This is a genomic window from Thermocrispum agreste DSM 44070 (assembly GCF_000427905.1).
In the GTDB taxonomy this organism is placed as follows: domain Bacteria; phylum Actinomycetota; class Actinomycetes; order Mycobacteriales; family Pseudonocardiaceae; genus Thermocrispum; species Thermocrispum agreste.
On the sequence record NZ_ATYX01000007.1, the window covers coordinates 374,377 to 397,500 of the forward strand.

Annotated in this window: 16 protein-coding genes and 2 rRNA genes (1 of these 18 only partly in view); 6 read left to right on the top strand and 12 right to left on the bottom strand. The window is 66.5% G+C overall.

The genetic code is table 11. The annotated features are described in order from the left end of the window. Positions 1–9: 9 nt before the first annotated feature. A complete protein-coding gene (locus YWY_RS24385) occupies positions 10–1,212 on the bottom strand; it encodes a YlbL family protein (protein ID WP_051309847.1) in 1,203 nt (400 codons plus the stop codon). 282 nt (positions 1,213–1,494) lie between these two features. Between YWY_RS24385 and YWY_RS20535 the strand changes: the two genes are divergently transcribed. Next, positions 1,495–2,937 (top strand): zinc-dependent metalloprotease, encoded by a 1,443-nt coding sequence (locus YWY_RS20535; RefSeq protein WP_038044561.1) that lies wholly within the window; start codon positions 1,495–1,497, stop codon positions 2,935–2,937. 6 nt (positions 2,938–2,943) lie between these two features. Here the strand turns inward: YWY_RS20535 and YWY_RS0105980 are convergent, their stop codons facing one another. Further along, positions 2,944–3,471, bottom strand: coding sequence for a M48 metallopeptidase family protein (locus YWY_RS0105980; protein WP_028846866.1), 528 nt, complete (start codon positions 3,469–3,471; stop codon positions 2,944–2,946). 171 nt (positions 3,472–3,642) lie between these two features. On the opposite strand from YWY_RS0105980, the gene YWY_RS20540 reads away from it, so the two are divergent. Genes YWY_RS20540 through YWY_RS0105995 form a run of 3 tightly spaced genes read left to right on the top strand, consistent with a single transcriptional unit; the run spans position 3,643 to position 7,153 of the window. Next, positions 3,643–4,686, top strand: coding sequence for a TOMM precursor leader peptide-binding protein (locus tag YWY_RS20540; RefSeq protein WP_084609014.1), 1,044 nt, complete (start codon positions 3,643–3,645; stop codon positions 4,684–4,686). A gap of 21 nt (positions 4,687–4,707) precedes the next feature. Further along, complete coding sequence (locus tag YWY_RS0105990; RefSeq protein WP_028846867.1) at positions 4,708–6,033, top strand: ABC1 kinase family protein; 1,326 nt, start codon at positions 4,708–4,710, stop codon at positions 6,031–6,033. After that, positions 5,993–7,153: a hypothetical protein gene (locus YWY_RS0105995; protein ID WP_245566566.1), complete on the top strand. Its 1,161-nt coding sequence runs from the start codon at positions 5,993–5,995 to the stop codon at positions 7,151–7,153. The genes YWY_RS0105990 and YWY_RS0105995 overlap by 41 nt, the downstream gene beginning before the upstream one ends. Before the next feature lie 1,203 nt (positions 7,154–8,356). Here YWY_RS0105995 and YWY_RS0106005 read toward each other — a convergent pair. The 3 genes from YWY_RS0106005 to YWY_RS0106010 form a co-directional block, all read right to left on the bottom strand. Further along, positions 8,357–8,662, bottom strand: a complete 306-nt coding sequence (locus tag YWY_RS0106005; protein WP_084609015.1) for a WhiB family transcriptional regulator — start codon at positions 8,660–8,662, stop codon at positions 8,357–8,359. Positions 8,663–8,781: 119 nt separating this feature from the next. After that, positions 8,782–9,033, bottom strand: a complete 252-nt coding sequence (locus YWY_RS23990; protein WP_156899115.1) for a hypothetical protein — start codon at positions 9,031–9,033, stop codon at positions 8,782–8,784. A gap of 1,067 nt (positions 9,034–10,100) precedes the next feature. After that, positions 10,101–12,155 carry an ATP-dependent DNA helicase UvrD2 gene (locus YWY_RS0106010; protein WP_028846871.1) on the bottom strand — a complete coding sequence of 685 codons (2,055 nt, stop codon included), beginning with the start codon at positions 12,153–12,155 and terminating at the stop codon, positions 10,101–10,103. A 92-nt stretch (positions 12,156–12,247) separates the two neighbouring features. Between YWY_RS0106010 and YWY_RS0106015 the strand changes: the two genes are divergently transcribed. Continuing rightward, positions 12,248–12,976 (top strand): DUF4191 domain-containing protein, encoded by a 729-nt coding sequence (locus YWY_RS0106015; RefSeq protein ID WP_028846872.1) that lies wholly within the window; start codon positions 12,248–12,250, stop codon positions 12,974–12,976. 15 nt (positions 12,977–12,991) lie between these two features. Here YWY_RS0106015 and YWY_RS0106020 read toward each other — a convergent pair whose 3' ends face one another. After that, entirely contained in the window at positions 12,992–13,465 is a 474-nt protein-coding gene (locus YWY_RS0106020) for an RDD family protein (protein WP_028846873.1), read from the bottom strand. 206 nt (positions 13,466–13,671) lie between these two features. Between YWY_RS0106020 and glnA the strand changes: the two genes are divergently transcribed. Beyond that, positions 13,672–15,114 (top strand): type I glutamate--ammonia ligase, encoded by a 1,443-nt coding sequence (glnA, locus tag YWY_RS0106025; protein ID WP_038044562.1) that lies wholly within the window; start codon positions 13,672–13,674, stop codon positions 15,112–15,114. Between the two features lie 97 nt (positions 15,115–15,211). Here glnA and YWY_RS0106030 read toward each other — a convergent pair whose 3' ends face one another. The 6 genes from YWY_RS0106030 to YWY_RS0106055 all read right to left on the bottom strand — a co-directional run. Further along, positions 15,212–15,616, bottom strand: coding sequence for an acyl-CoA thioesterase (locus tag YWY_RS0106030; RefSeq protein ID WP_028846875.1), 405 nt, complete (start codon positions 15,614–15,616; stop codon positions 15,212–15,214). 57 nt (positions 15,617–15,673) lie between these two features. Continuing rightward, a complete protein-coding gene (locus YWY_RS0106035) occupies positions 15,674–18,757 on the bottom strand; it encodes a bifunctional [glutamine synthetase] adenylyltransferase/[glutamine synthetase]-adenylyl-L-tyrosine phosphorylase (RefSeq protein WP_028846876.1) in 3,084 nt (1,027 codons plus the stop codon). After that, positions 18,758–19,111, bottom strand: coding sequence for a GNAT family N-acetyltransferase (locus YWY_RS0106040; protein WP_084609017.1), 354 nt, complete (start codon positions 19,109–19,111; stop codon positions 18,758–18,760). 190 nt (positions 19,112–19,301) lie between these two features. Next, positions 19,302–19,628, bottom strand: coding sequence for a hypothetical protein (locus tag YWY_RS0106045; RefSeq protein WP_156899116.1), 327 nt, complete (start codon positions 19,626–19,628; stop codon positions 19,302–19,304). 503 nt (positions 19,629–20,131) lie between these two features. Beyond that, positions 20,132–20,248 (bottom strand): 5S ribosomal RNA (gene rrf, locus YWY_RS0106050). 79 nt (positions 20,249–20,327) lie between these two features. Next, positions 20,328–23,124, bottom strand: a 23S ribosomal RNA gene (locus YWY_RS0106055) (it continues 340 nt past the right edge of the window).

Genomic DNA, 23,124 nt, shown 5'->3' on the forward strand with positions numbered 1-23,124 from the left:
CCTGCGACCTCAACAACTCGGCACGGGCAGGCCCTTGTCGAGGTTTTCCAGCGCCTGGACGGCTTCGGCCAGCTTGCTGACCTTCACCAGACGCAGGCCGTCCGGGGCCGATTTCGCTGCTTCTGCGCAGTTCTCCGCAGGCACCAGGAACACCGTGGCACCGTCGTCGCGCGCCGCGGCGAGCTTGAACGAGACACCACCGATCGGCCCGATCGTGCCGTCGGGGGTGATCTCACCGGTTCCGGCCACCCGCCGCCCGCCGGTCAGTTCACCCGGGGTCAGGCGGTCCACGATGGCCAACGCGAACATCGTGCCCGCGGACGGCCCACCGACGTCGGCCAACTTGATGTCGACGGACAAGCCGGGTAGCTCCGGGCGCGCGCCGACCACCACGCCGAGGAGACCTTCCGATCGACCGTCGTCGGCTTTGCCGAGGGTGATCGTCGCGGTCCTGGTGCGTTCTGCCTGCGTCTCGCTGGCTTTCGCCTTGTCCTTTGTGCCGTCCTTGGCGTCCGCGTCGGCGTCTGCTTTGCCAGCCCCCCGTTCGGCTTCGTCGGCACCTCTGCCCTTGTTCTGTTCGCTCGTGTCTTTGCCGGTGCCGCCCCGGCCGGCACCTTCACCACCGGCCTTCTCGCCGGCCTCGGCGTCGGCTTCGCGGAAGGTCACCGTGATCTTCTCGTTGGGCTTGGTGCCCTTCAACGCGTCGAGCACGTCTTGTGGGGTCGAGACCTTCCTGCCGTTCACCTCGACCAGCTCGTCGCCCGGGTCCAGCACCCGGGCGGCCTCTTCTCTCGTCACCTCTTGGACGACCACCGTGTAGCGGATCCGCTTGCCTACTGCGGCACCGGATTCCTTCAGATACGCCAGAGCTGCCGAAACCGCGGCGTCTTGCGAGTCGACGAACTGCTGCGCGTTCTTCTGTTTGACCTCTTCGTCGGTTTCGCCGGGCGGGAAGTACAGCTCGCGCGGCGCCAGCGCGTAACTTCCGCTCGCCCACAGCCCCAATGCACCGAGCAGTGTGACGCCGTCCTGCACGGCCACCGTGGTCAGCCGCAGCTCACCGGATGTCTCGTAGGTCTTGGAACCGCTGATCGCGATCAACGGACCGTCCTCGGTCTCAGCCAGCGTGTCGTGCGTGGGCCCGGGCCCGAGCGCCACGTACGGCACTCGCACGAACGTGCCGACCAGGCCGAAGACGAGCACGATCACCATGCTCCACACGATGGTCCAGCCGCGGCGGGTCAGGTGAAGTCCCCCGCTCGCGATATGCGAAGCACGCTCACGGTCGGCACGCGAGTGGCGTCGACGATCGCCCAGCGCACCGTGCTCACGGCCTGCGGCGCCTTGCTGTGATGAGTTCTCTGGCCTGTTCACGGACGTCCTGTCAAGCGGAGTCGACGAAACATGTTCCGGTAACGAGGACCCTACGCGATCGGTGGGATCCGATCGCGCTGGGCTGAACACGACATCGGGCAAGCCGCGTACCGTAGAGGCATGAACGATTTCCCGTTCGGCTTCGGCCCCTCCGACCCGGACAAGCGCGGTGAGGGCGAGTCCCGCGAGCCGTCCGGCTTCGGCTTCGGGGCGCCGGGCGGTGGCCCGCAAGGCGCCGAGGCCTTCGCACAACTCGGTCAGATACTCAGCCAGCTGGGCAGCATGCTCAGCCAGGCGGGGTCGTCCTCCGGGCCGGTCAACTACACCATCGCGAAACAGATCGCGCTGCAACGGTTGAGCAGCAGCGGGCAGGCGTCGAGCTCCGACAACGAGAGCACCGCCGTCCGCGACGCCGGCCACCTCGCCGAGCTGTGGCTGGACGCCGCGACGATCCTGCCTGTCGGCGCCTCGAGGACAGTCGCCTGGTCCGCGCGCGACTGGGTCGAGAAGACGCTGGACACCTGGCAGCACTTGTGCGACCCGGTCGCCCAACGAGTCGCCAATGCCTGGGTGAACGCGCTGCCCGAGGAGGCCAAGCAAGCCGCCGGCCCGTTGCTGTCGATGATGAGCCAGATGGGCGGGATGGCGTTCGGCACCCAGCTCGGTCACGCGCTGGCTCAACTGGGTTCCGAGGTGCTGACCTCGACCGAGGTCGGATTGCCACTCGGCCCCGACGGCACGGCCGCGTTGCTGCCTGCCAACATCCAGAAGTTCACCGAGGGCCTGGAGCGGCCGAGCAGCGAGGTGCTTGTCTTCCTCGCCGCGCGTGAAGCCGCCCACCATCGGCTGTTCTCCCACGTGCCGTGGCTGCGGCAGCGCCTGCTCGCCACCGTCGAGGAGTTCGCCCGTGGGATCACGGTGAACACGCAGGCACTCCAGGACCTCGCCGGTCAGATCGACCCGGCGAATCCCGCGAGCGTCGAAGAGGCGTTGTCATCCGGTCTCCTCCAACCACAAACGACTGATGAACAAAAGGCAGCCCTCGCCCGGTTGGAGACGTTGCTCGCCCTGGTGGAGGGCTGGGTCGACGTGGTCGTCGCCGATGCCGTGGGCGATCGCCTCCCCGGTGCCGATGCTCTCCGCGAGACGTTGCGCAGGCGGCGCGCCTCCGGCGGTCCCGCGGAGCAGACCTTCGCCACACTGGTCGGGCTCGAGCTACGGCCGCGCAGGCTGCGCGCCGCCTCGGCCCTGTGGAAGCTCGTCGGCGATCAGCACGGCATCGACAAGCGGGACAATCTGTGGTCCCACCCGGACCTCATGCCGACCGCGGACGACCTCGACGATCCGCTCGAGTTCGCCGAGCGCCTGGGCGCCGACGCGTCGGGTTTGGCCGACTTCGACCCGATCGCCGAGCTCAACCGCACGGAAAAGGCGACCGAAGACCGGGCCGGGGATGCGGACTCCGGCGACACCCGGGACGCCGCTTCGAAAGGGACAGAAGGCGACACCCCGGGAAACACGGAGAACGACGACCCCGGCACCGGCCCGCGCACTGACGGCTGATCGGCGCTAGTCGAGCTCGATCAGCCCCAAGCCGGCAGCGGCCGACAGGCCCTCGAGATAGCCGATCGCCCGCTCGGTCCTCGGGTACCGGGAGCACAGCTCCCAGAACTGCTCGTTGTGGGCGGCCACCAGCAGGTGAGCCAACTCGTGCACCAGCACGTAGTCGAGGACCCACGCAGGCACGTCGCCGAGCTTGCTGCTGACCCGGATGGTGCCTTCCGCCGGCGTACAAAAGGCCCACCTGGTCCGCATCGGCGGCACCCAACGCACACTCGCCGGCAGCGCCCGACCGTCGAAATATTGCGCTGAGAGCTCGCGACAGCGCTGCATGAGCGCCTCGTCCGACTGCCGCGCAGGCGACAGCCGCTGACTCCGGCTGCGCGACAGCTTGCGTTGCATCTCGGCGACCCAGTACTCCTCCTCCGCACTGGTCATGCGTGCCGGAATCAGCACGATCATGGTGTCGCCATCGAGGTAGGCCGAGACAGTGCGCTTGCGGCGTGCGCTGCGCCGCACCTCGACCTTCTTGTGCACGCCTCAACCGTAGGCGGTGCTGCCGACGATGCGGCGAGACGGGCGCAGATCTGTGGACAACTCCCGTGATCCGCGCAGCTTTGACGCGAGTGGCGCCATACGTGCGGGCAGTTGTCCACAGCTTCTCGGTCACGCCGGAAGTGCCCATGGAATCGGGCGAAAGTGGATGCCATGACAGCACCAGCGCCCGAAGTCGAGATCGTCCGCCCGGTTCACGACGAGCTGGCCACCAGGCCCCGATACACCCCGGGGATCAGGGCCTACCAGCGCGCGGTCGACGAAATTCAGATCGGAGTGAATCCAAGACGAGCCGTGCTGGCGACCGACTTGTCGCCCCGCATGGTCTCCGTGCTGCTTTCCTTGGACGGACAGGCGTCCATCGGCCGGCTGATGAGCCGGGTGGGGCCGCAGCACGCGGACCGGCTACGCGCTCTGCTGCGGGAGATGATGGCCGCCGGGTTCGTGATCGACGCCAACCAGCCAGCACGAAACGCCCGGCTCGCCCACGCGACCGTCGAGATACGCGGTGACGGTCCGCTCGCCGCGGCAGTGGCGGTCCAACTCGCATCTGCTGGCATCGGCTCGCTAATCGTGACGTCCAGCGGCACGGTCGGTACCGAAGACATCGGTGCTGTCTGCACACCCGCAGATCTCGGAAAGCAGCGGCGGCATGTGATCGAGCAGGCGATCTCCGCGGCCAATCCGTCCGTGGACATCGCACCGGCGCGGCGGGAGTGCAGTCCCGACCTAGTCATCCTGACCGATGCGCTGGTACCGGCCCCGGAAGTCGTCGCACAGCTCATGCAGGACAACCAAGAGCATCTGGTCGTCGCGGCCCGCGACGGTTGCGGCATCGTCGGGCCACTCGTCCTGCCGGGGCGTTCGGCCTGCCTGGAATGCTTCGACCGATATCGCACCGATCGAGATCGCTGCTGGCCCCGGGTGGCGAGCCAGCTTGCCGGCAAGGTGCAGCGAGCCGATCCCGCAACCACACAGGCGACAGCAGCCTTCGCGGCGGCACAGGTAGCGCCGTCCCTCCAGCCAAGCCAGGACCGACCGCCCCTGCTGGAAGCCACCCTGGAACTCGACCTCACCGAAGGCGCAACGCTGCGGCGCGAGTGGGTCGCCCATCCGCTGTGTCGATGCGGGGTAGCCAATCGATGGGACGTCGACATCAGTGATCAACCCGACGAACTCGGCAGACAACGGCCGTAGTCACAAGGCAGAATCGAATGCATGGCCGAACCCGCGGAGCAAAGCCTCCCCAGCAAAGCGACCGCTCGTGCCGCGAAGCTCGCCAGCCTGCCGCTGGGCATCGCGAGCCGCGCGGTCGGCGGCTGGGGAAAGCGGCTGACCGGCAAAAGTGCCGAGGAAGTCAACGCCGACCTCCAGGCGAAAGCCGCGGAACAGCTGTTCGAGGTGCTCGGCACGCTCAAAGGCGGCGCGATGAAGTTCGGCCAGGCGCTGAGCGTATTCGAAGCCGCCATCCCGGACCAGTACGCGGCTCCATACCGAGAGGCGCTCACCCGTCTGCAGTCGGCCGCTCCCCCGATGCCCGCGAAGCAGACGCATCGGGTCATGCGGGAGCAGCTGGGCACCGGTTGGCCGAAGCGATTCGCCGAGTTCGACGACGAACCCGCAGCGGCGGCCAGCATCGGGCAGGTGCACCGCGCGGTGTGGCACGACGGCCGCCACGTCGCGGTCAAGGTGCAGTACCCAGGGGCCGACGAGGCACTGCGCAGCGACCTGCGGCAGCTCATGCGCTTCTCACGCCTGTTCCAGGCCTTGTCACCGGGCACCGAGGTGAAGCCACTGCTGGCGGAACTGTCGGCCCGGATGAACGAAGAACTCGACTACCGGGGCGAGGCCAATTTCCAGCGCGCCTTCGCCGCGGCTTTCGACGGTGACCCCCACTTTCTGGTGCCCAAAGTCGTCGCCAGTTCCCCGAAGGTCGTCATCACCGAGTGGGTCGATGGCACACCACTCGCCCAGATCATCAAGTCCGGCGAGCGCGATGTGCGCAATCGCGTGGGTCGGCTGCTGCTCGAGTTCCACTACTCATCCCCGGCGCGCGCCCACCTCATGCATTCCGACCCGCACCCGGGCAACTTCATGCTGGCCGACGACGGGCGCATGTGCGTGATCGACTACGGCGCGGTCGCGCGGCTGCCCCACGGGATCCCCCGGGTGCTCGGCCACATCATCCGGTTGGCCCTGGACGGCAATGCCACCGAGATGATGCGCCTGATGCGCGAGCACCGGTTCATCACCGTCGGCAGCAAGATCACCGCCCAGGACGTACTCGACTACCTTTCACCCTTCGTCGAGCCGCTCACGGTCGACAGGTTCCACTTCACCCGACGCTGGCTGCAGCAGCAAGCGGCCCGCATAGGCGACGTCTCGGGCAAGGATTTCCGCACGGCACGCTTCCTCAACCTGCCCGCCGAGTACTTGCTGATTCACCGCACCACGGCGGGTAACACCGGCATCCTCTGCCAGCTGGACGCCGAGGTTTCGGTCCGTGACATCGCCGAGCGCTGGGTGCCCGGCTTCGCCGACTGATCACCGCCCGAGCGGTAGACGCCGGCATGTCAGACGGCTGATCCACAACCCTGCCGAAAATTGGGGCAATTCCGGCATTTTCGGCGGAGTTATCCACAATTTTGCGAACGCCGCCAATCGCGCCTTGCCAGCCGAGACGATCAAAGACATGGAACACAGACGCAGCCGAACCGTCAGTATTCCGCCCGAGATCGCGCCGGATGGAGTCGCGCCGGTCACCGCGCTACTGCGAGCCGGGATCAGCCACAGCATGATCACCAGGAGGTGCCGCGCGGGCGGCCCCTGGCGGCGCCTTCTGCCCGGAGTCGTCATGCTCGCGAACAGTGAGCCGACCCGCAAGCAGCTCTTGCGAGCGGCCATCACATACGCCGGTCCCCGTGCGGTGATCACCGGTGTCGACGCATTGAACGCCTACGGCGTGCAGCTCCCCGCTCCGCACACGGTCCGCCTGCTCGTTCCAGTGGAACAGCGGCTGGCCCCGAAAGAATTCGTCACTGTGGAACGCACGACGCGCATGCCCAAGCCGATCATGCGTGACGGTCTGCCCTTCGCCCCACCATCTCGCGCCGCTGTGGACGTAGCCCGCGGCACGTCCAACATTGCGTTACTGCGTTCCGCCTTGGCGCTACCCGTCATGCACGGCTTGTGCGATCACGACAGCCTGCAGCGCGAACTGGAGGCCGGGAACCAGCGGGGCACCGCAGCTGTCCGACTGGCACTGCGGCAGCTCGACGTCACGGCGACCAGTGCTCTGCACAGCAACGCCGCAGCGCTCCTGCAGCACGCCCCACTCCCGCCACCGCAATGGAACGTGACGATCCAGGACTGTAGGCGCCGCCCGCTGGGGTACGCCGATGCGTGGTGGGACGAGATCGGCCTGGCGTGGCAGTTCGAGCCAGCGGTGCCTGAATCCGCCACGCCGGCCCACGGTCATCTCGCACTTACCGCGGCCAAGGTCATCGTCGTGCGCACTCCGGCTGCCGACGTTCGCGCCGCTCTCGACGATTTCTCTCTCCGCGACATGATCGTTCGCGAACTGGCAGCCGCCTTCGCGGAAGCCGGCACACGGGAGCGACCCCGGGTGGAGGCACGATGCTTGTCGGTTCCCTACACCGCGTAAGGCAGCGGCTGCCGAATCCCGAGCCCGGCATGAGCCACTGTCGCAGCTCCTTGAGCTCAGGACGAACCTTGAGCTCCGGATGATCCGCCGTCTACATCCTGCGCTCGACTTGACACCGCCGCCGGCATCTTGTGCTCGGCTGAGCCGCCGGCGATGGCCGGTTCACGTTGACGGCCCGGCGGCAACCGCATCAGTGCGTGTTCGGGGGGAGGTTGAGGCAGGTCAGGGACCGCGCCTGCAATGTGGGGTCAGGCCACGACCCACGATGTGAGGCCACAGCGCGACCGCAGGACAGGAGGGCAAGCATGCCGCGCGCCGGGAGAACCCCCAGCAAGAGCGTCACCGCCCAGAGCATCATGGGCAAGCATGCCGCGCGCCGGGAGGGCCCGGGCAAGGCACGAACCGCGCGTACGACGTCAGGGCGAAGCATGATGCGTGCGGCTGTGGCTTGGCACGAACCTACCCACGCCCCTTGGCCCGTAGGCACGAACCGCGCGTGACGCTCTTGCGCTCGGCTTGAGCCTCGCAGCGAAAGCAGGTTCACATGCGAAGTGGGCCCGCGCGGCCGGGTTCTCCCGGCAGCACGGGCCCACTTCCTCCTACACACAGCTCCAATACAGCAAGCGCCGAGAGCTAGCCGTTGCGTACGCGTTCCGCGCGACGGCTGGCCCAGTGGGCGAGTCGCTCCCACCGACGGGCGCGACGCTGCCGATTCTGAGCGGCCAAAGCGTCAGCCACAGCGACGTCGCCATCTGCGGGCTCGCTGTAGTGGGCGTGCTCGCGCTCACGGATGAGCGCGAACTGCTCACTCAGCATCTCCATGTCGTCCAACTCCTCAGAAGTAGGTCTCGTCTTCGGGCAGTGATTTGCCGGAGCGCAACTCCCGTGGCCGGCGACCAGCCGGCCCCAAGCAGTGACCGTTTGCCAGCTGCCACGCTCCGACCCCGGCAAGCAGCCGTCGCCATCAGGCCCCGACAGCGGCCGGTGACGTCCAGACCCGACACCGGCCGGTGACTTTCAGGCCTGCCCCGGGACCTCCAGACCCGACACCGGCCGGTGACCTCCCGGCCTGGCCGGGACGTCCAGGCCTGGCACGGGGCGTCCGGGCACGGCACCGGGGAGCTTCAGGCACGACACCAGCGACCTCCAGGCTCTACCCCCGGGAAACCTCCAAGCCCGGCACCAGCGACCGGCCGGCGGCCGTCAGGCCGCGACCGGATGCTTGCGAGGTCGGCCACGCGGACGCTTGCGCGCGATGATCACCCCACGGTCGAAAATCTCGCCGCCCCAGACGCCCCAGGGCTCACCCCGTTCCAACGCGCCGGCCAGGCACGCATCGCGGACCGGGCAACCTGCGCACAGCTTCTTGGCGCGCTCCAGGTCGGCCGGCGCCTCGGCAAACCACAGGTCCGGGTCGCCAACGTGGCACGGCAGGGTCAGTTCTGCGCTCAGCGGATCCGCTGGCGACACCGTCGCCGCCTCGAGTGCGAAGGCGGTTTGGGTTGACATTCGTTCTCCCCTTGAATCTGTCTTCATTTCGTCGTGTGGCGGAAGATCTGCGGACCACACAGCACGAAGGCCGCGGATCCGGTGATCGGTCCCGCGGCCTTCGTGACCCGTGAATCTGACTAAGTCAGTGACTTCACGTGAAGACGAGACAACGGAACCGCTACCTGCGGAGCGATGAATGCCGGCTTGACAGCAACGACGGCGATGTCACCGGTCGGCACCGGCTGAACCGGCTGCGCCGCCGTGGGCACGTCGCGCTCGACGCTCACCGGGTTCACCGGGAGCACGCACGAACGAAGCCGTGCGCCGGACATACGAATCCCCCCAAGCCGCGGGTGGCTGCGGGTACGTGCGAGCGCGAAGATCTCCACCGCTGCCACCTCCCTCGGCTGGTCACATCGAAAGTAGTACGGGCGTTCAACCCGGCCCTAGCAGGCTATCTGCCCACTGCGGACCGCGGCAACTTATTTTTCGAGAATCCTGTCGGCGCAGGTCACAGGCTCACCGTCAGTTCGACCCGGAGGTCGCGGCGACTGCGCGACGGAGTCACCGCGGCCGACAGCCCGCCGCACCGAGCGGTGCTTCTGGAGACCGAGCGGTGCTTCTGGAGCACGACGCCGTCAGTCTCTGCACCGCGGCCTGCACCGCGGCTCTGGACCGAGGCCGATCCAAGGCCGGCACAGCAGTCGGCACACAAGGTCACCGCGCCGGGTACCAGCCGGTGCGTGCTCTGGGCAGGGGCTGAGGGCCGGTGCCGGACGCTCACCGCACATTCCTCTTGGGTCCTTCACAAGCTCCGCTCGGGTCCTCCACATACTTCGCCAAGGCAGTACGTGCCGAGCTGGGCGCGGTGGAGCTGCGACAGGCCCGCGCTGACAACTCGCAGCAGACCCAGACGACTCGCACCAGACCCGTTGGATGTCTCGAACGTGCCGCAGGCACACGCCTCCGCACGCCTCACTCACACCGGGCACTCGACGCGAACCCGCCCCAGGAGTCGCCACCAAGGCAGCGGGAACCTGCTCACCACCTCACTCACCCGTCCGCACATCGCGAACACACCTCGACCACGTGCTGGCACACCGCAGGCCCAGGCCGGGCACTCGACGCAAGGTCCCGACCGAAAGCACCGCCAAGCTGCGGCGGAACCCTCCCGCCAGCTGGCGTGGGGCCATACCCTGGCCAACCTCGCAACCCAGGCGTCGCGGATTCGTCACAGGCCCCGCTGGGTTTCATTGCAAACGGCCCGTCCACGGCTTCGTCGCCTACCCCCTCACAGCTCCATCGCCGCCCCCCTCACAACTCCATCGCCGCCCCCCTCACGGCTCCGTCGCAGGCGCCGTCAGGAACTCCACAGCCGCGCATCACCCGGCGCACGCCATCAGCTGCTCACCACGAAGTCCCCGGAGAGGTCTTCTGGCCCGAGAGGGTTCTTCTGTCACGAGCTCTCCGCGTGCTTGCGCACCTCGGCAAGCACCTCCGCGCCGAATCGTTCCAGCTTCGTCGCACCGATGCCGGAGATCGCCACCAGCTCGCTGTCGTCGCTCGGCTTGGCTTCCGCGATCGCCATCAACGTCGCATCGGTGAACACCACGTAGGCGGGCACCTTCATCTCCTTCGCCTTGGCGCTGCGCCACGCCTTCAGCGCCGCCAGCAAGTCGGGGTCGACATCGGATGGACAGCCGGCGCACCGCCCCAGCTTCACATCGGCGACATCGGTGAGCACCTTCGCGCAAACCCGGCACCGCGGGCGCTCACCGCGTCCTCGCCGAGCCACCCGAGCGGCCGGATGGCCCTCGGGCACCAGCCCGTAGAGAAACCGGCTCCGCCGCCGGGTTCGCCTGCCCCCGGGCTGACGGGACAGGGACCACGACAACGACAAGTACTCCCTTGCCCGGGTTACCCCCACGTACAGCAGCCGCCGCTCCTCCTCGATCGCCTCCTCGTCGTCGTCCGCGTGCTGGATGGGCAGCGTCCCCTCGCACAGGCCGACCAGGAACACGGCGTCCCATTCCAACCCCTTCGCGGCGTGCAGGGACGCCAGCGTCACCCCGGCAATGGTGGGCGCATGCTGCGCCGCGGCCCGCTGCTCGAGTTCGTGGACGTAGCGCCGCAGCGTCGGCGCGGAGGCGTCCGCGTGGAACTCCTCGGCCAGCGCGACAAGCGCCATCAACGAATCCCACCGCTGCCTGCTCGCGCCACCGGCCGGCGGCTCCGCGGTGAGCCCCACTTTGCCGAGCAACTCGCGCACCACCGCGGGCAACGCTCCTTCCGGCTGTTCCTCCGACGCGGCCGCCGAGCGCAGCACCGACATCGCCTGACGCACTTCCGCACGTTCGAAGAAGCGCTCTCCCCCACGCACCACGTACGGGATTCCGGCCTCGCTCAGCGCCTGTTCGTACGCCTCAGACTGGACATTCACCCGGAAAAGCACCGCGATCTCGTTCACCGCGACGCCGGAATCGATCAGCTCCCGGATGCGCGCCGCGACGCCTGCGGCTTCGGCGTGCTCGTCGTCGTACTCGGTGAACTGCGGCTCCGGCCCGTCCGGGCGCTGGCCCACCAGCCGCAGCCTGCTGCCGGGCAGACGGCGCCGTGCCGCGCCGATGACTTTGTTGGCCAACGTCACCACCTGCGGCGTGGACCGGTAATCCCGCACCAGCCGGATCACCTGCGCATGCGGATAGCGCCGGGTGAAGTTCAGCAGCTCACGCGGCGACGCCCCACCGAACGAATAGATCGTCTGGTTGGCGTCGCCCACCACCGTCAGGTCGTCCCGGCCACCCAGCCACGCATCGAGCAACCGCTGCTGCAACGGCGTCACGTCCTGGTACTCGTCGACCACGAAGCAGCGATAGCGATCACGGAATTCCTCGGCGACCTCCGCGTTCTCCTCCAACGCCGCCGTCGTCTGCAGCAACAAGTCGTCGAAGTCGAGCGCGCGCTCCTCGACCTTCAGCTTCTCGTACACGCGGTAGACCTCGGCGATGCGCTCCGGCGCCTCCGGCGTCGTGCGCCGCGCTTGCGCCACCGCCGACGGATAGTCCTCCGCGCTGATCAGCGATGCCTTCGCCCACTCCAGTTCGCCCGCCAGGTCGCGCAGCATCTCGGCGTCGGTGTCCACTCCGACCCGGTGCGCCGCCCGCCCGACCAGCGGCAGCTTACTGTCCAGCAACCGCCACGGCGGGCCGCCGACGATCCGCGGCCAGAAGTACCGCAGCTGCCGCAGTGCCGCGGCGTGAAACGTCAACGCCTGCGGCCCCTCCACGCCCAGCTTGCGCAGCCGTGCACGCATCTCCCCTGCCGCTCGGGCGGTGAAGGTCACCGCCAGGACGGCGCTCGGCGCGACGTGGCCGGACCTGACCAGATGCGCGATGCGGTAGGTGATCGTTCGGGTCTTGCCCGTGCCTGCGCCCGCCAGCACGCACACCGGACCGCGCGGCGCCGTCACCGCCGCGCGCTGCTCGGGATCGAGATCGCGCTCCACGTCCATCGATTCCGATCCTCGCAGAAGCCCACGACAAACGGAGCCGCTATCCACAACCGGAGTCCTTGTCCACAACCGCAGTCCGTATCCTGGACGGCATGGCGCCAACCGAGGACAAGGACGCGAAGAAGGCGGCCAAGCAGGCCAGGAAAGCCGAGAAGAAGGCCAGGCGGAGCCAGATCTTCCAAGCGTTCAAGATGCAGCGCAAGGAAGACAAGTGGCTCATCCCGTGGATGCTGCTGGTCTTCCTGCTGGTCGCCGGGGCCGTGTTCGCGCTCGGCTGGTGGTGGGGCATCCCGTGGGTCATGCTGCCGCTCGGCATCCTCACCGGTGTCCTCGGCGCCATGATCACGTTCGGCAGGCGGGTGCAGAAGACGGTCTACGCCAAGGCCGAAGGCCAGCCAGGGGCCGCCGGATGGGTGCTGGACAACATGCGCGGCAACTGGCGGGTCTCGTTGTCCGTGGCAGGCACCACGCAGCTCGACGCGGTGCACCGCGTGCTCGGGCATCCCGGCGTCATCCTGGTCGCGGAAGGCGCACCGCACCGGGTGAAGAGCCTGCTGGCCCAGGAGAAGAAGCGCATCGCCCGCTTGGTCGGCGACACCCCCATCTACGACGTCGTCGTCGGCCGGGAGGAAGGCCAGGTGCCGCTGCCCAAGCTGCAGCGCTATCTGATCAAACTGCCGCGCAACCTGCGCGGCCGCGAGGTGGACGCGCTCGAGGCCAAGCTGTCGGCGCTGAAGAGCCGGGCGGCCGCGATGCCCAAGGGCCCGATTCCGCAGGGCGTCAAGATGCGCAATGTGCAGCGGGTGATCCGCCGCCGCTGAGCGGTACCTGCGTCCTCAGGCGCGCATCCGCACCACGACCGTGCCCGTGGCCCGGTCGTGCAGTCCTTGCCCGTCGAAGTTGCGCAGCGCAGGCGGGATGAGAAGGGCCGTGAGCAGGCAACGGACCGCGGCGCGCGGCAGGCCGACCATGGTCGCCCCGTCCAGCCTGGCGACCCGGATGCCCAGCAGGCCCATGCCCGGCGTGATGCCGAGGAAAGCCGAGGACGGCACCGTCAGCACCACCCACACGCCGACCGACGCCCAGTTGAAGCGCGACATCACCTCGAGATCGGCGAACTCCGGCCGGATGAACAGCGTGGTGATCATCGCCGCGGCGAACAGGTCCGCCAGGAAAGCCACCAGCCGCTGACCGCCGGAGGCCACCGAGCCCACGCCGTCCTCCGGGAGCCCGAGCTTCTCTCCTGGCCAATTGCCCTGCTCTTCGTCCAGCCCGGCTCCGGACAGCCAGGTCTGCGTCCAACGCGCCACGTCACCAGGGTAAGCCGGTTTGCGGGCAGACACGCGGCCGCATCGGGTCTAAGCTGGTTTCGCCGGCCTCACTCATGACATGTGTCACTGGCTCATCCGTTAACACCCGCGAAACATTTGGGTGACGGGAGGGCAACACCGTCCCCCTAGCTTTGGCCAACAACGGACTGAGAGCACCCGCGCTCGCAGCACGTATCCCGCATCACATGAAGGAGCAGACGAGCGTGTTCAACTCCCCAGACGAGGTCAGGCGCTTCATCTCCGATGAGGAGGTGAAGTTCGTGGACGTCCGGTTCTGCGACTTGCCGGGCATCATGCAGCACTTCACCGTTCCCGCGTCGGCGTTCGACGACGACGTCTTCGAGGAGGGCCTGGCGTTCGACGGCTCCTCGGTGCGCGGCTTCCAGGAGATTCACGAGTCGGACATGCTGCTGCTGCCCGACATCTACACGGCGCGCCTCGACCCGTTCCGCGCGGAGAAGACGTTGCTGATGAACTTCTTCGTGCACGACCCGTACACGCGCGAGCCGTACAGCCGCGACCCGCGCAACATCGCACGGAAGGCCGAGGAGTACCTGTCCGAATCGGGCGTGGCCGACACCGCCTACTTCGGTCCGGAAGCGGAGTTCTACATCTTCGACTCGGTGCGGTTCGACTACGCCGAGAACCGCTCCCTGCACGAGATCGACTCGATCGAGGGCTGGTGGAACACCGGACGCGAGGAGGAAGGCGGCAACCTGGGCTACAAGACCAGGTACAAGGGCGGCTACTTCCCGGTGACCCCGGTCGACCACTTCGCCGACCTGCGCGACCAGATGGTGCTCAACCTGGAGCGCGTCGGCTTCACCGTCGAGCGGGCCCACCACGAGGTCGGCACCGCCGGTCAGGCGGAGATCAACTACAAGTTCAACACGCTGCTGCACGCCGCGGACGACCTGCAGCTTTTCAAGTACATCATCAAGAACACCGCGTGGGCGGCAGGCAAGACCGTGACGTTCATGCCGAAGCCGCTGTTCGGTGACAACGGCTCGGGCATGCACACCCACCAGTCGCTGTGGAAGGACGGCGAGCCGCTGTTCTACGACGAGTCCGGCTACGCGGGCTTGTCCGACACCGCGCGGCACTACATCGGCGGCATCCTGGCGCACGCGCCGTCGCTGCTGGCCTTCACCAACCCGACGGTCAACTCCTACCACCGTCTGGTGCCGGGCTTCGAGGCACCGGTGTCGCTGGTGTACTCGCAGCGCAACCGGTCGGCCTGTGTCCGTATCCCGATCACCGGCAGCAACGCGAAGGCCAAGCGGGTGGAGTTCCGCTGCCCCGACTCGTCGGGCAACCCGTACCTGGCGTTCGCGGCGATGGTGATGGCTGGTCTGGACGGCATCCGCAACAAGATCGAGCCGCCGGACCCGATCGACAAGGACCTGTACGAGCTGCCGCCGGAGGAGCTGGCCGGCGTGGCGCAGGTCCCGTCCGACCTCGGCACGGTCCTGGACAACCTGGAGGAGAACCACGACTTCCTGCTCGAGGGTGGCGTGTTCACTCCGGACGTCGTCCAGACGTGGATCGACTTCAAGCGCGAGAACGAGATCGATCCGCTCCGGTTGCGGCCGCACCCGTACGAGTTCGCGCTCTACTACGACGTGTAAGTCGGCGGGCGCGCGTTCCCTTCCCCCAGCCAGCGACGGCGGCGGCCTCGGCCATGACCGGGCCGCCGTCGTCGTCTCTCCAACGTCGGCGGAATGCTCAGACCCGCAGGCCCAGCTCCCGCAACGCCTCCACCGGCTTGTCCACCAGCTTGCGACGGTTGAGGTCCATCACGCCGAGCACACACTCGATCTTTGCCGAAACCGTGCCGTCGAGTTTGCGGATCTCCGAGTACATGGTGAACGTCTTGCCGTCACCGAAAGTGGCGTCGCAGGTGACGTCGATCTCTTCCCCGTTCCGCAGCTCGCGCAGAAACCACACCCGGGTCTCCAGTAGAACCGGCGCAATCGTCAGTCCGCCTTCGGCGAGTTCGTCCCCGCCCATGTGCCGGAACCACTCGAAGCGTGCTACCTCGGCGTACTGGTGATAGACGGCGTGGTTGACGTGCCCCAAGGTGTCCAGCTCGTAGTGGCGAACCTTAATTCGGGTAACGAACTCACTCATACGCTCACTCTAAGAGCCGCGGTCGGTGTTCACCCGATACTTCGTGTCCAGGTGTGATCAGGACCGGTAGAAGATCCTCTCCACCACCGCACGCGACCGCCGCATGGTGCGCAGGTAGGAGTCGAGGAACTCACCAGGGTCGGTGTCCGGGCCGTAGCCGACGATCCGTGCGACGGACGCCAATTCCTTCCCGGTGGTGGGCACTTGGTCGACCTGCTTGCCCCGCACCAGAGCAGCGGCGTTGCGCACGCGGGTGGCCAACAGCCAGGCGTCGCGCAGCGTGACGGCGTCTTGCTCGGCCACCACTCCCTTGTCCTGCAGTACCTGCAAAGCCTGCAACGTCGACACAGTGCGCAGCTCGGGAATCTCATGACCATGCATCAGCTGCAGGAGCTGCACCGTCCACTCCACGTCGGCGAGGCCCCCGGGCCCCAGCTTGGTGTTCGTCCGCGGATTCGTCCCACGTGGCAAGCGCTCCGAATCCACCCGCGCTTTGATCCGGCGCACTTCCCTGGCGCGGTCGGCAGTCAGCCCACCGGCCGGGTATCGCACCGGCTCGATCATGCCGATGAACCGCCGCGCCAGATCCTCGTCGCCGGCGACCGGCCGCGCCCGCAACAGCGCCTGTGCTTCCCACACCTCGCCCCACCGGTCGTAGTACGCCTGGTAGGAGCTCAGGGTGCGGACCAGGGGCCCTTGCCTGCCTTCCGGACGCAAGTCGGTGTCGACCTTCATCGCCGGGTCCTGACTGGGCGCCCCCAGCAACCTGCTCAGCGAGCTGCACACCTCGGTCGCGAACTCCACGGCCTCGCGGTCGCTGACCCCGTCGTACGGCTCGCAGACGAACAAGACGTCGGCATCCGCTCCGTAGCCGAGCTCGGAACCCCCTAGCCTGCCCATCCCGATGATGGCGATACGCGCCACCCCTGAGGGCCTTCTGGCCAGGGACACGGCCAGCGTCGCGTCCAGAACCGCGTCCCACACGCTCGACAAGGCTGCGCAGACCTCGGGGACTGCGAGTAGGCCCAGCACGTCTGCGCAAGCCACACGAAGCATTTCGTGCCTGCGGAGCGAGCGCGCCGTGGACACAGCGTTGTAGAGGAACGTTTGCCTGCGGACGGCTTGTTGCAGCGCCGCCGCAACCTCCTCCGGGCGCTTCGCGGTCAGCTCGGCGGGATTTCCGAGCAGGCGTAGCACCTCGGGCGCGCGTACCAGCAAGTCAGGAACCAGCTTCGAGGTGCCGAGCACGGTTGCCAGGTTGTCCACCACCGCACCTTCATCACGCAGGACCCGCAGATACCACGGCGTCTCGGCCAGGGCCTCGGACACGCGCCGGTAGGCCAGCAGACCACCGTCCGGGTCCGGGGTGTCCGCGAACCGGTCGAGCAGTACCGGCAACAGCGTCTTCTGGATCGCGGCCCTCCGGCTCACGCCCGAGGTCAAAGCCTTGATGTGGCTCAGTGCGCCGTCCGGGGCGGTGTAGCCGAGCGCGGCCAGCCGGCTGGCCGCCTGTGTGGTGGTCAGCCGGAGCGCTTCGGTGGGGACTCGCGCCACGGCTTCGAGCAACGGGCGGTAGAAGACCTTCTCGTGCAGCTTGCGGACCACTGCGGCTTTGCGCCTGTACTCCGCCACCAGGACCTCGCTGGCGTCGCGTCCCCGTGACGGCTGCACGCCAAGTGCCCGGGCGAGCCAGCGCAGCTCCGCAATGTCGGATTCCGGCGGGAAGAGGTGGGTGCGGCGCAAGCGACGCAGCTGAAGCCGGTGCTCGACGGTGCGCAGGAACTCGTAAGCCGATTCCAGCTCCGCGGCGTCGGCGCGGCCCAGGTAACCACCGCGGCCAAGCGCGGCAAGTGCCTCCATCGTCGACGGCGAACGCAAAGTGACGTCCGCCCGGCCGTGGACCAGCTGCAACAGCTGCACCGCGAACTCCACGTCGCGCAGACCACCGCGACCGAGTTTCAACTCGCGCTCGGCGATCTCGGCGGGCACGTGGCTTTCGACCTTCCGGCGCATGCTCCGGACGTCCGCGACGAAGTTCTCCCGCTCGGCTGCGGACCAGACCAAAGGCGTCACGACCTCGGCGTACTGCTGTCCGAGCTTCTCGTCACCCGCCACTGGGCGGGCTTTGAGCAGCGCTTGGAATTCCCACGTACGCGCCCATTTCTGGTAGTAGGTGCGATGACCCTCCAAGGTGCGCACTAGAGCACCAGCTTTGCCCTCAGGACGCAGTGCGGCGTCGACCTCGAAACAGGCCGCGCCGACCACACGCATCATCGTGCTGGCCACCCGGGTCGCGACCTCCAGGTCGCCTTCGGCCACGAAGATGACGTCGACGTCGCTGACGTAATTCAGTTCCCGCCCGCCGGTTTTGCCCATGGCGATCACGGACAGACGAGCGGTGTCGTCACCGCTGGCCTGCCCGCTTCCGGTGACCTCCCGCCAGGCGATGTCCAGCCCGACCCGAAGGGTGGCTTCCGCGAGCGCGGTCAGGCGTGCGGTGACCTCGGCGTACGTGGGGCGTTCCAAGTCCGGCTCGACGAGCGCACCGAGGTCTGCCGCGGCGATCTCGAGCAGCATACCGCGGTATCCGGCGCGCAAGGCTTTGATGGCGTGCTTGCCTGCTGGCAGATCGCCGTGCGGCGTCCGCACGGCCTCCAGGAGACGGTGCGTGTACATCTCCGCCGACCCGGGAGGCGGATCCATCAGGCGACGCCATTGCTCCGGTGCGTTGACCAGATAGTCCGCCAGCGCCGTCGATCCGCCGAGGACCGCGAGCAGCCGTCCACGAAGGCCAGGGTGGTCGTGCAGCGCGCGGTTCAGCTCGGTCCATCCGGATCCGATGGCCTCGCGCAGCCGATCCAGAGCGAGCAGTGCCTGATCGGGGTCGGCGGTGCGGGACAGCGCGAGCAGGACGGGCTCACTCTCCTCTACCGGGCCGGGACGGCGGCCGTCGCCGGCTGTGTGGTCAGGGCGTGTCGCCTGCGGAGGCGATCCGCTCGCGGCTGGGCCGGCTCCGTCAGGAGAACGGTCGGTCGAGCTGGCCGGCACCCACCACCCTGCGGCGGCCAGCAGCTCCTCGGCGCGATCGTGCGTCACGCCGTACCGACCGGGTTTCGCTGCAGCTCGATCCCGCGTGGTCACCTAAGCCACAGTAGTCGGAAAGCGATACTCCACCGCATCGTATACCGGGCGGTACCCGATCTTCTGATAGATCGAATTCGAGGTCGGATTGTCCAGGTCGGTGAACAGCACGACATCGCGAGCGCCTTGGTCGAGCGCCCACTGGCTCACCGCTGCGGTGACCGCAGCGCCGTAACCACGCCGACGATGCTCCGGTGGCGTGTAGACCATCCCCACCCGGGACATGCCGTGGAGTTGCGCGCTCGCACGCGCCATCGACCTGACCACACCATCGTCGTGCCACAACCCGTGCGCGTTTCCCAATGCCAGCGATTGAACGATCTGACGACGGTGGTTCGGCCTCCCGACCGGCATCTGTGCATCATGGAAAAGGCGGCCTCCCAGGCCTCCAGCAACGGAATGTCCTCGGCCTGCGCCAAGCGCATGGATCCCGGCACATCCGGCGGAATCAGTTCTGCCAAGCGGTAGCACCGCATCCTCATCGCCGCGGTGGTGCTGGAGCCCCACTTCTCGGCGAACGCATCAGCCACCTCGCACGGCCCACTCACGCCGGCGAGCTCGACACCGATGTCACGGAGAAACTCAGCCAGGGCCGGATGTGGTCGATCGTCACCCCGGACACTCCGAGAGGCCACGGTGGGGTGCAGTACGCCGCGCCGACCGTTTCGCCGTGCTCGGTGATGGTCACCAGCAGCGGCTTCGTGCCATAGACATCGGAGATCTGGCCGGAAGCGTTCTGCCGCTGCCGGTACTCGGCGCGAAGACCGGTGATCACCGTCAGCGGGATGGTGTGGCGTATGGGATCCGACTCGTAGATCGGGCCGGCGGCGTTCCAGAAGTCTTCCGGGTCGGCGTGCAGACGGACATCCATGCCCTCAGGATCGAGCACCCGTAGCGTCCGGTCCACCGAGTTTCTCACCAGGAACCCGGCCCCATCCGGTGTCGACCGCTGCCGTGGCACAGCTGCCTGTCGCCCGCCCCTTCTTGTCGCCACGAACCCCTCTTACCGCGACGAGCCCGCCAACAGTTCCTTCCTCGACCGCCGTGGAACGAACCAACTCCCTGCCCCTCGTCCATCGACCCTGCTTCCGGTGTGGCCGGCCAGCCGGTCCCGATCCTGCCGTGACGAACTGCTTTTCCGGCCCGCCTATACCGACGGCCAGCCTGTACAGACACAGACCTTCACCTGGGCACCGGTCGGCCGAAATCCGTGGGCATAGAAGGCGGGCCGAAGTTGAGTGGGCATAGAAAGAAAAGAAGAAGGGCGGCCGCAGCCCCCCATAGAAAAAAGAAAAAAAGGGGGGGGTCGGGATTCAGCTGAACTCCCGACCCCCCCTTTTTTTTTGGCATCCCGAAGGATGTGGTTGTGTGGGTGTCCGGCGGTGTCCTACTCTCCCGCACCCTGGCGGGTGCAGTACCATCGGCGCTGGCAGGCTTAGCTTCCGGGTTCGGAATGGGACCGGGCGTTTCCCTGCCGCTATGACCACCGTAACTCTGTGAAACAACCACCCCGGGCGGGTGTTGCTGGTGGTGGTGTTTCAGAGTTGCAGAGTGGATGCGTAGCGTCTTTGTGGTCAAGTTATCGGCCGATTAGTACCAGTCAACTCCACCCATTACTGGGCTTCCATTTCTGGCCTATCAACCCCATCGTCTGTAGGGGGCCTCTCACCACATGATGTGGCGTGGAAACCTCATCTTGGAACGGGCTTCCCGCTTAGATGCTTTCAGCGGTTATCCCAACCGAACGTGGCTAACCAGCCGTGCCCCTGGCGGGACAACTGGCATACCAGAGGTTCGTCCGTCCCGGTCCTCTCGTACTAGGGACAGCCTTCCTCAAGTTTCCTGCGCGCGCGGCGGATAGGGACCGAACTGTCTCACGACGTTCTAAACCCAGCTCGCGTGCCGCTTTAATGGGCGAACAGCCCAACCCTTGGGACCTGCTCCGGCCCCAGGATGCGACGAGCCGACATCGAGGTGCCAAACCATGCCGTCGATATGGACTCTTGGGCAAGATCAGCCTGTTATCCCCGGGGTACCTTTTATCCGTTGAGCGACACCCCTTCCACCAGGAGATGCCGGATCACTAGTCCCGACTTTCGTCCCTGCTCGACCTGTCGGTCTCACAGTCAAGCTCCCTTGTGCACTTACACTCGACACCTGATTGCCAACCAGGCTGAGGGAACCTTTGGGCGCCTCCGTTACCTTTTAGGAGGCAACCGCCCCAGTTAAACTACCCACCAGGCACTGTCCCTGAACCAGATCATGGTCCGAGGTTAGATTCCCAATCCGGCCAGAGTGGTATTTCAACGGCGACTCCACGATCACTGGCGTGACCGCTTCCCAGTCTCCCACCTATCCTACACAAGCCGAACCGAAAACCAATACCAAGCTGTAGTAAAGGTCCCGGGGTCTTTCCGTCCTGCCGCGCGTAACGAGCATCTTTACTCGTAGTGCAATTTCGCCGGGCCTGTGGTTGAGACAGCCGAGAAGTCGTTACGCCATTCGTGCAGGTCGGAACTTACCCGACAAGGAATTTCGCTACCTTAGGATGGTTATAGTTACCACCGCCGTTTACTGGCGCTTAAATTCTCAGCTTCGCCCACCCACAAGGGGCAGGCTAACCGGTCCTCTTAACGTTCCAGCACCGGGCAGGCGTCAGTCCATATACATCGTCTTGCGACTTCGCATGGACCTGTGTTTTTAGTAAACAGTCGCTTCTCGCTGGTCTCTGCGGCCACCATCCCCTAGCCCGCACGGGGCTTCAAGAACAGTGGCCCCCCTTCTCCCGAAGTTACGGGGGCATTTTGCCGAGTTCCTTAACCACAGTTCGCCCGATCGCCTCGGTATTCTCTACCTGACCACCTGTGTCGGTTTGGGGTACGGGCCGCGTGCGCACTCGCTAGAGGCTTTTCTCGGCAGCATAGGATCACTCTGCTTCGCCTCAATCGGCTACGCGTCACGCCTCAGGCTTCATGAGCCGCGGATTTGCCTACGACTCGCCCTACACGCTTACACCAGTACTACCACTCACTGGCGGAGCTACCTTCCTGCGTCACCCCATCGCTTGGCTACTACAGGCTCAGGTCCCACGCTCCACCCACAACCCCCACACAAAGTGCAGGAGAAGAGGCTTCGGGTGGTTAGTATCACCTGCCTCGCCAGGGACGCGCACACGCGGGTACGGGAATATCAACCCGTTGTCCATCGACTACGCCTGACGGCCTCGCCTTAGGTCCCGACTTACCCTGGGCGGATTAGCCTGGCCCAGGAACCCTTGGTCATCCGGCGGCAGAGTTTCTCACTCTGCTTTCGCTACTCATGCCTGCATTCTCACTCGACCACCCTCCACACCTGGCTTCCGCCGGCACTTCACCGGATGATCGACGCTCCCCTACCCACCCACACGACTGCACCACACCCCCGAAGAGGCATGGCGGATCTCACGTGTGAGTGACACAGCTTCGGCGGTGTGCTTAGCCCCGCTACATTGTCGGCGCAGGACCACTTGACCAGTGAGCTATTACGCACTCTTTCAAGGATGGCTGCTTCTAAGCCAACCTCCTGGTTGTCTCGGCAATCCCACATCCTTTCCCACTCAGCACACACTTAGGGGCCTTAGCTGGTGTTCTGGGCTGTTTCCCTCTCGACGACGAAGCTTATCCCCCGCCGTCTCACTGCCGCGCTCTCACACCCTGGTATTCGGAGTTTGGTTGACTTCGGTAACCTGGTAAGGCCCCTAGGCCATCCAGTAGCTCTACCCCCAGGGTGAAACACACGACGCTGCACCAAAATGCATTTCGGGGAGAACCAGCTATCACGGAGTTTGATTGGCCTTTCACCCCTACCCACAGCTCATCCCCTCAGTTTTCAACCTAAGTGGGTTCGGGCCTCCACGCCGTCTTACCGGCGCTTCACCCTGGCCATGGGTAGATCACTCCGCTTCGGGTCTAGGCCACGCGACTCACACGCCCTATTCAGACTCGCTTTCGCTACGGCTACCCCCCACGGGTTAACCTCGCCACGCAGCACTAACTCGCAGGCTCATTCTTCAAAAGGCACGCCATCACCCCACCAAACAGCAAGGCTCTGACGGTTTGTAGGCACACGGTTTCAGGTACTCTTTCACTCCCCTCCCGGGGTACTTTTCACCTTTCCCTCACGGTACTCGTCCGCTATCGGTCACCAGGAGATATTTAGGCTTACCGGGTGGTCCCGGCAGATTCACAGCGAATTCCACGAGCTCGCTGCTACTCGGGAACACCAGCAAGACACCGCCACACAGTTTTCGCCTACGGGGCTCTCACCCTCTCCGGCACGCCATCCCAAGCGCTTCGACTAACCATGCACGGCATCCGGGAAGCTGGCAG

Excerpts from the sequence above, each read along its gene's own strand:
- YWY_RS24385 (WP_051309847.1), bottom strand. The coding sequence starts at position 1,212 with ATGGTGATCGTGCTCGTCTTCGGCCTGGTCGGCACGTTCGTGCGAGTG.
- YWY_RS20535 (WP_038044561.1), top strand. The coding sequence starts at position 1,495 with ATGAACGATTTCCCGTTCGGCTTCGGCCCCTCCGACCCGGACAAGCGC.
- YWY_RS20540 (WP_084609014.1), top strand. The coding sequence starts at position 3,643 with ATGACAGCACCAGCGCCCGAAGTCGAGATCGTCCGCCCGGTTCACGAC.
- YWY_RS0105990 (WP_028846867.1), top strand. The coding sequence starts at position 4,708 with ATGGCCGAACCCGCGGAGCAAAGCCTCCCCAGCAAAGCGACCGCTCGT.
- YWY_RS0106005 (WP_084609015.1), bottom strand. The coding sequence starts at position 8,662 with ATGTCAACCCAAACCGCCTTCGCACTCGAGGCGGCGACGGTGTCGCCA.
- YWY_RS0106010 (WP_028846871.1), bottom strand. The coding sequence starts at position 12,155 with ATGGACGTGGAGCGCGATCTCGATCCCGAGCAGCGCGCGGCGGTGACG.
- YWY_RS0106015 (WP_028846872.1), top strand. The coding sequence starts at position 12,248 with ATGGCGCCAACCGAGGACAAGGACGCGAAGAAGGCGGCCAAGCAGGCC.
- glnA (WP_038044562.1), top strand. The coding sequence starts at position 13,672 with ATGAAGGAGCAGACGAGCGTGTTCAACTCCCCAGACGAGGTCAGGCGC.
- YWY_RS0106030 (WP_028846875.1), bottom strand. The coding sequence starts at position 15,616 with ATGAGTGAGTTCGTTACCCGAATTAAGGTTCGCCACTACGAGCTGGAC.
- YWY_RS0106040 (WP_084609017.1), bottom strand. The coding sequence starts at position 19,111 with ATGCCGGTCGGGAGGCCGAACCACCGTCGTCAGATCGTTCAATCGCTG.
- YWY_RS0106045 (WP_156899116.1), bottom strand. The coding sequence starts at position 19,628 with ATGGATGTCCGTCTGCACGCCGACCCGGAAGACTTCTGGAACGCCGCC.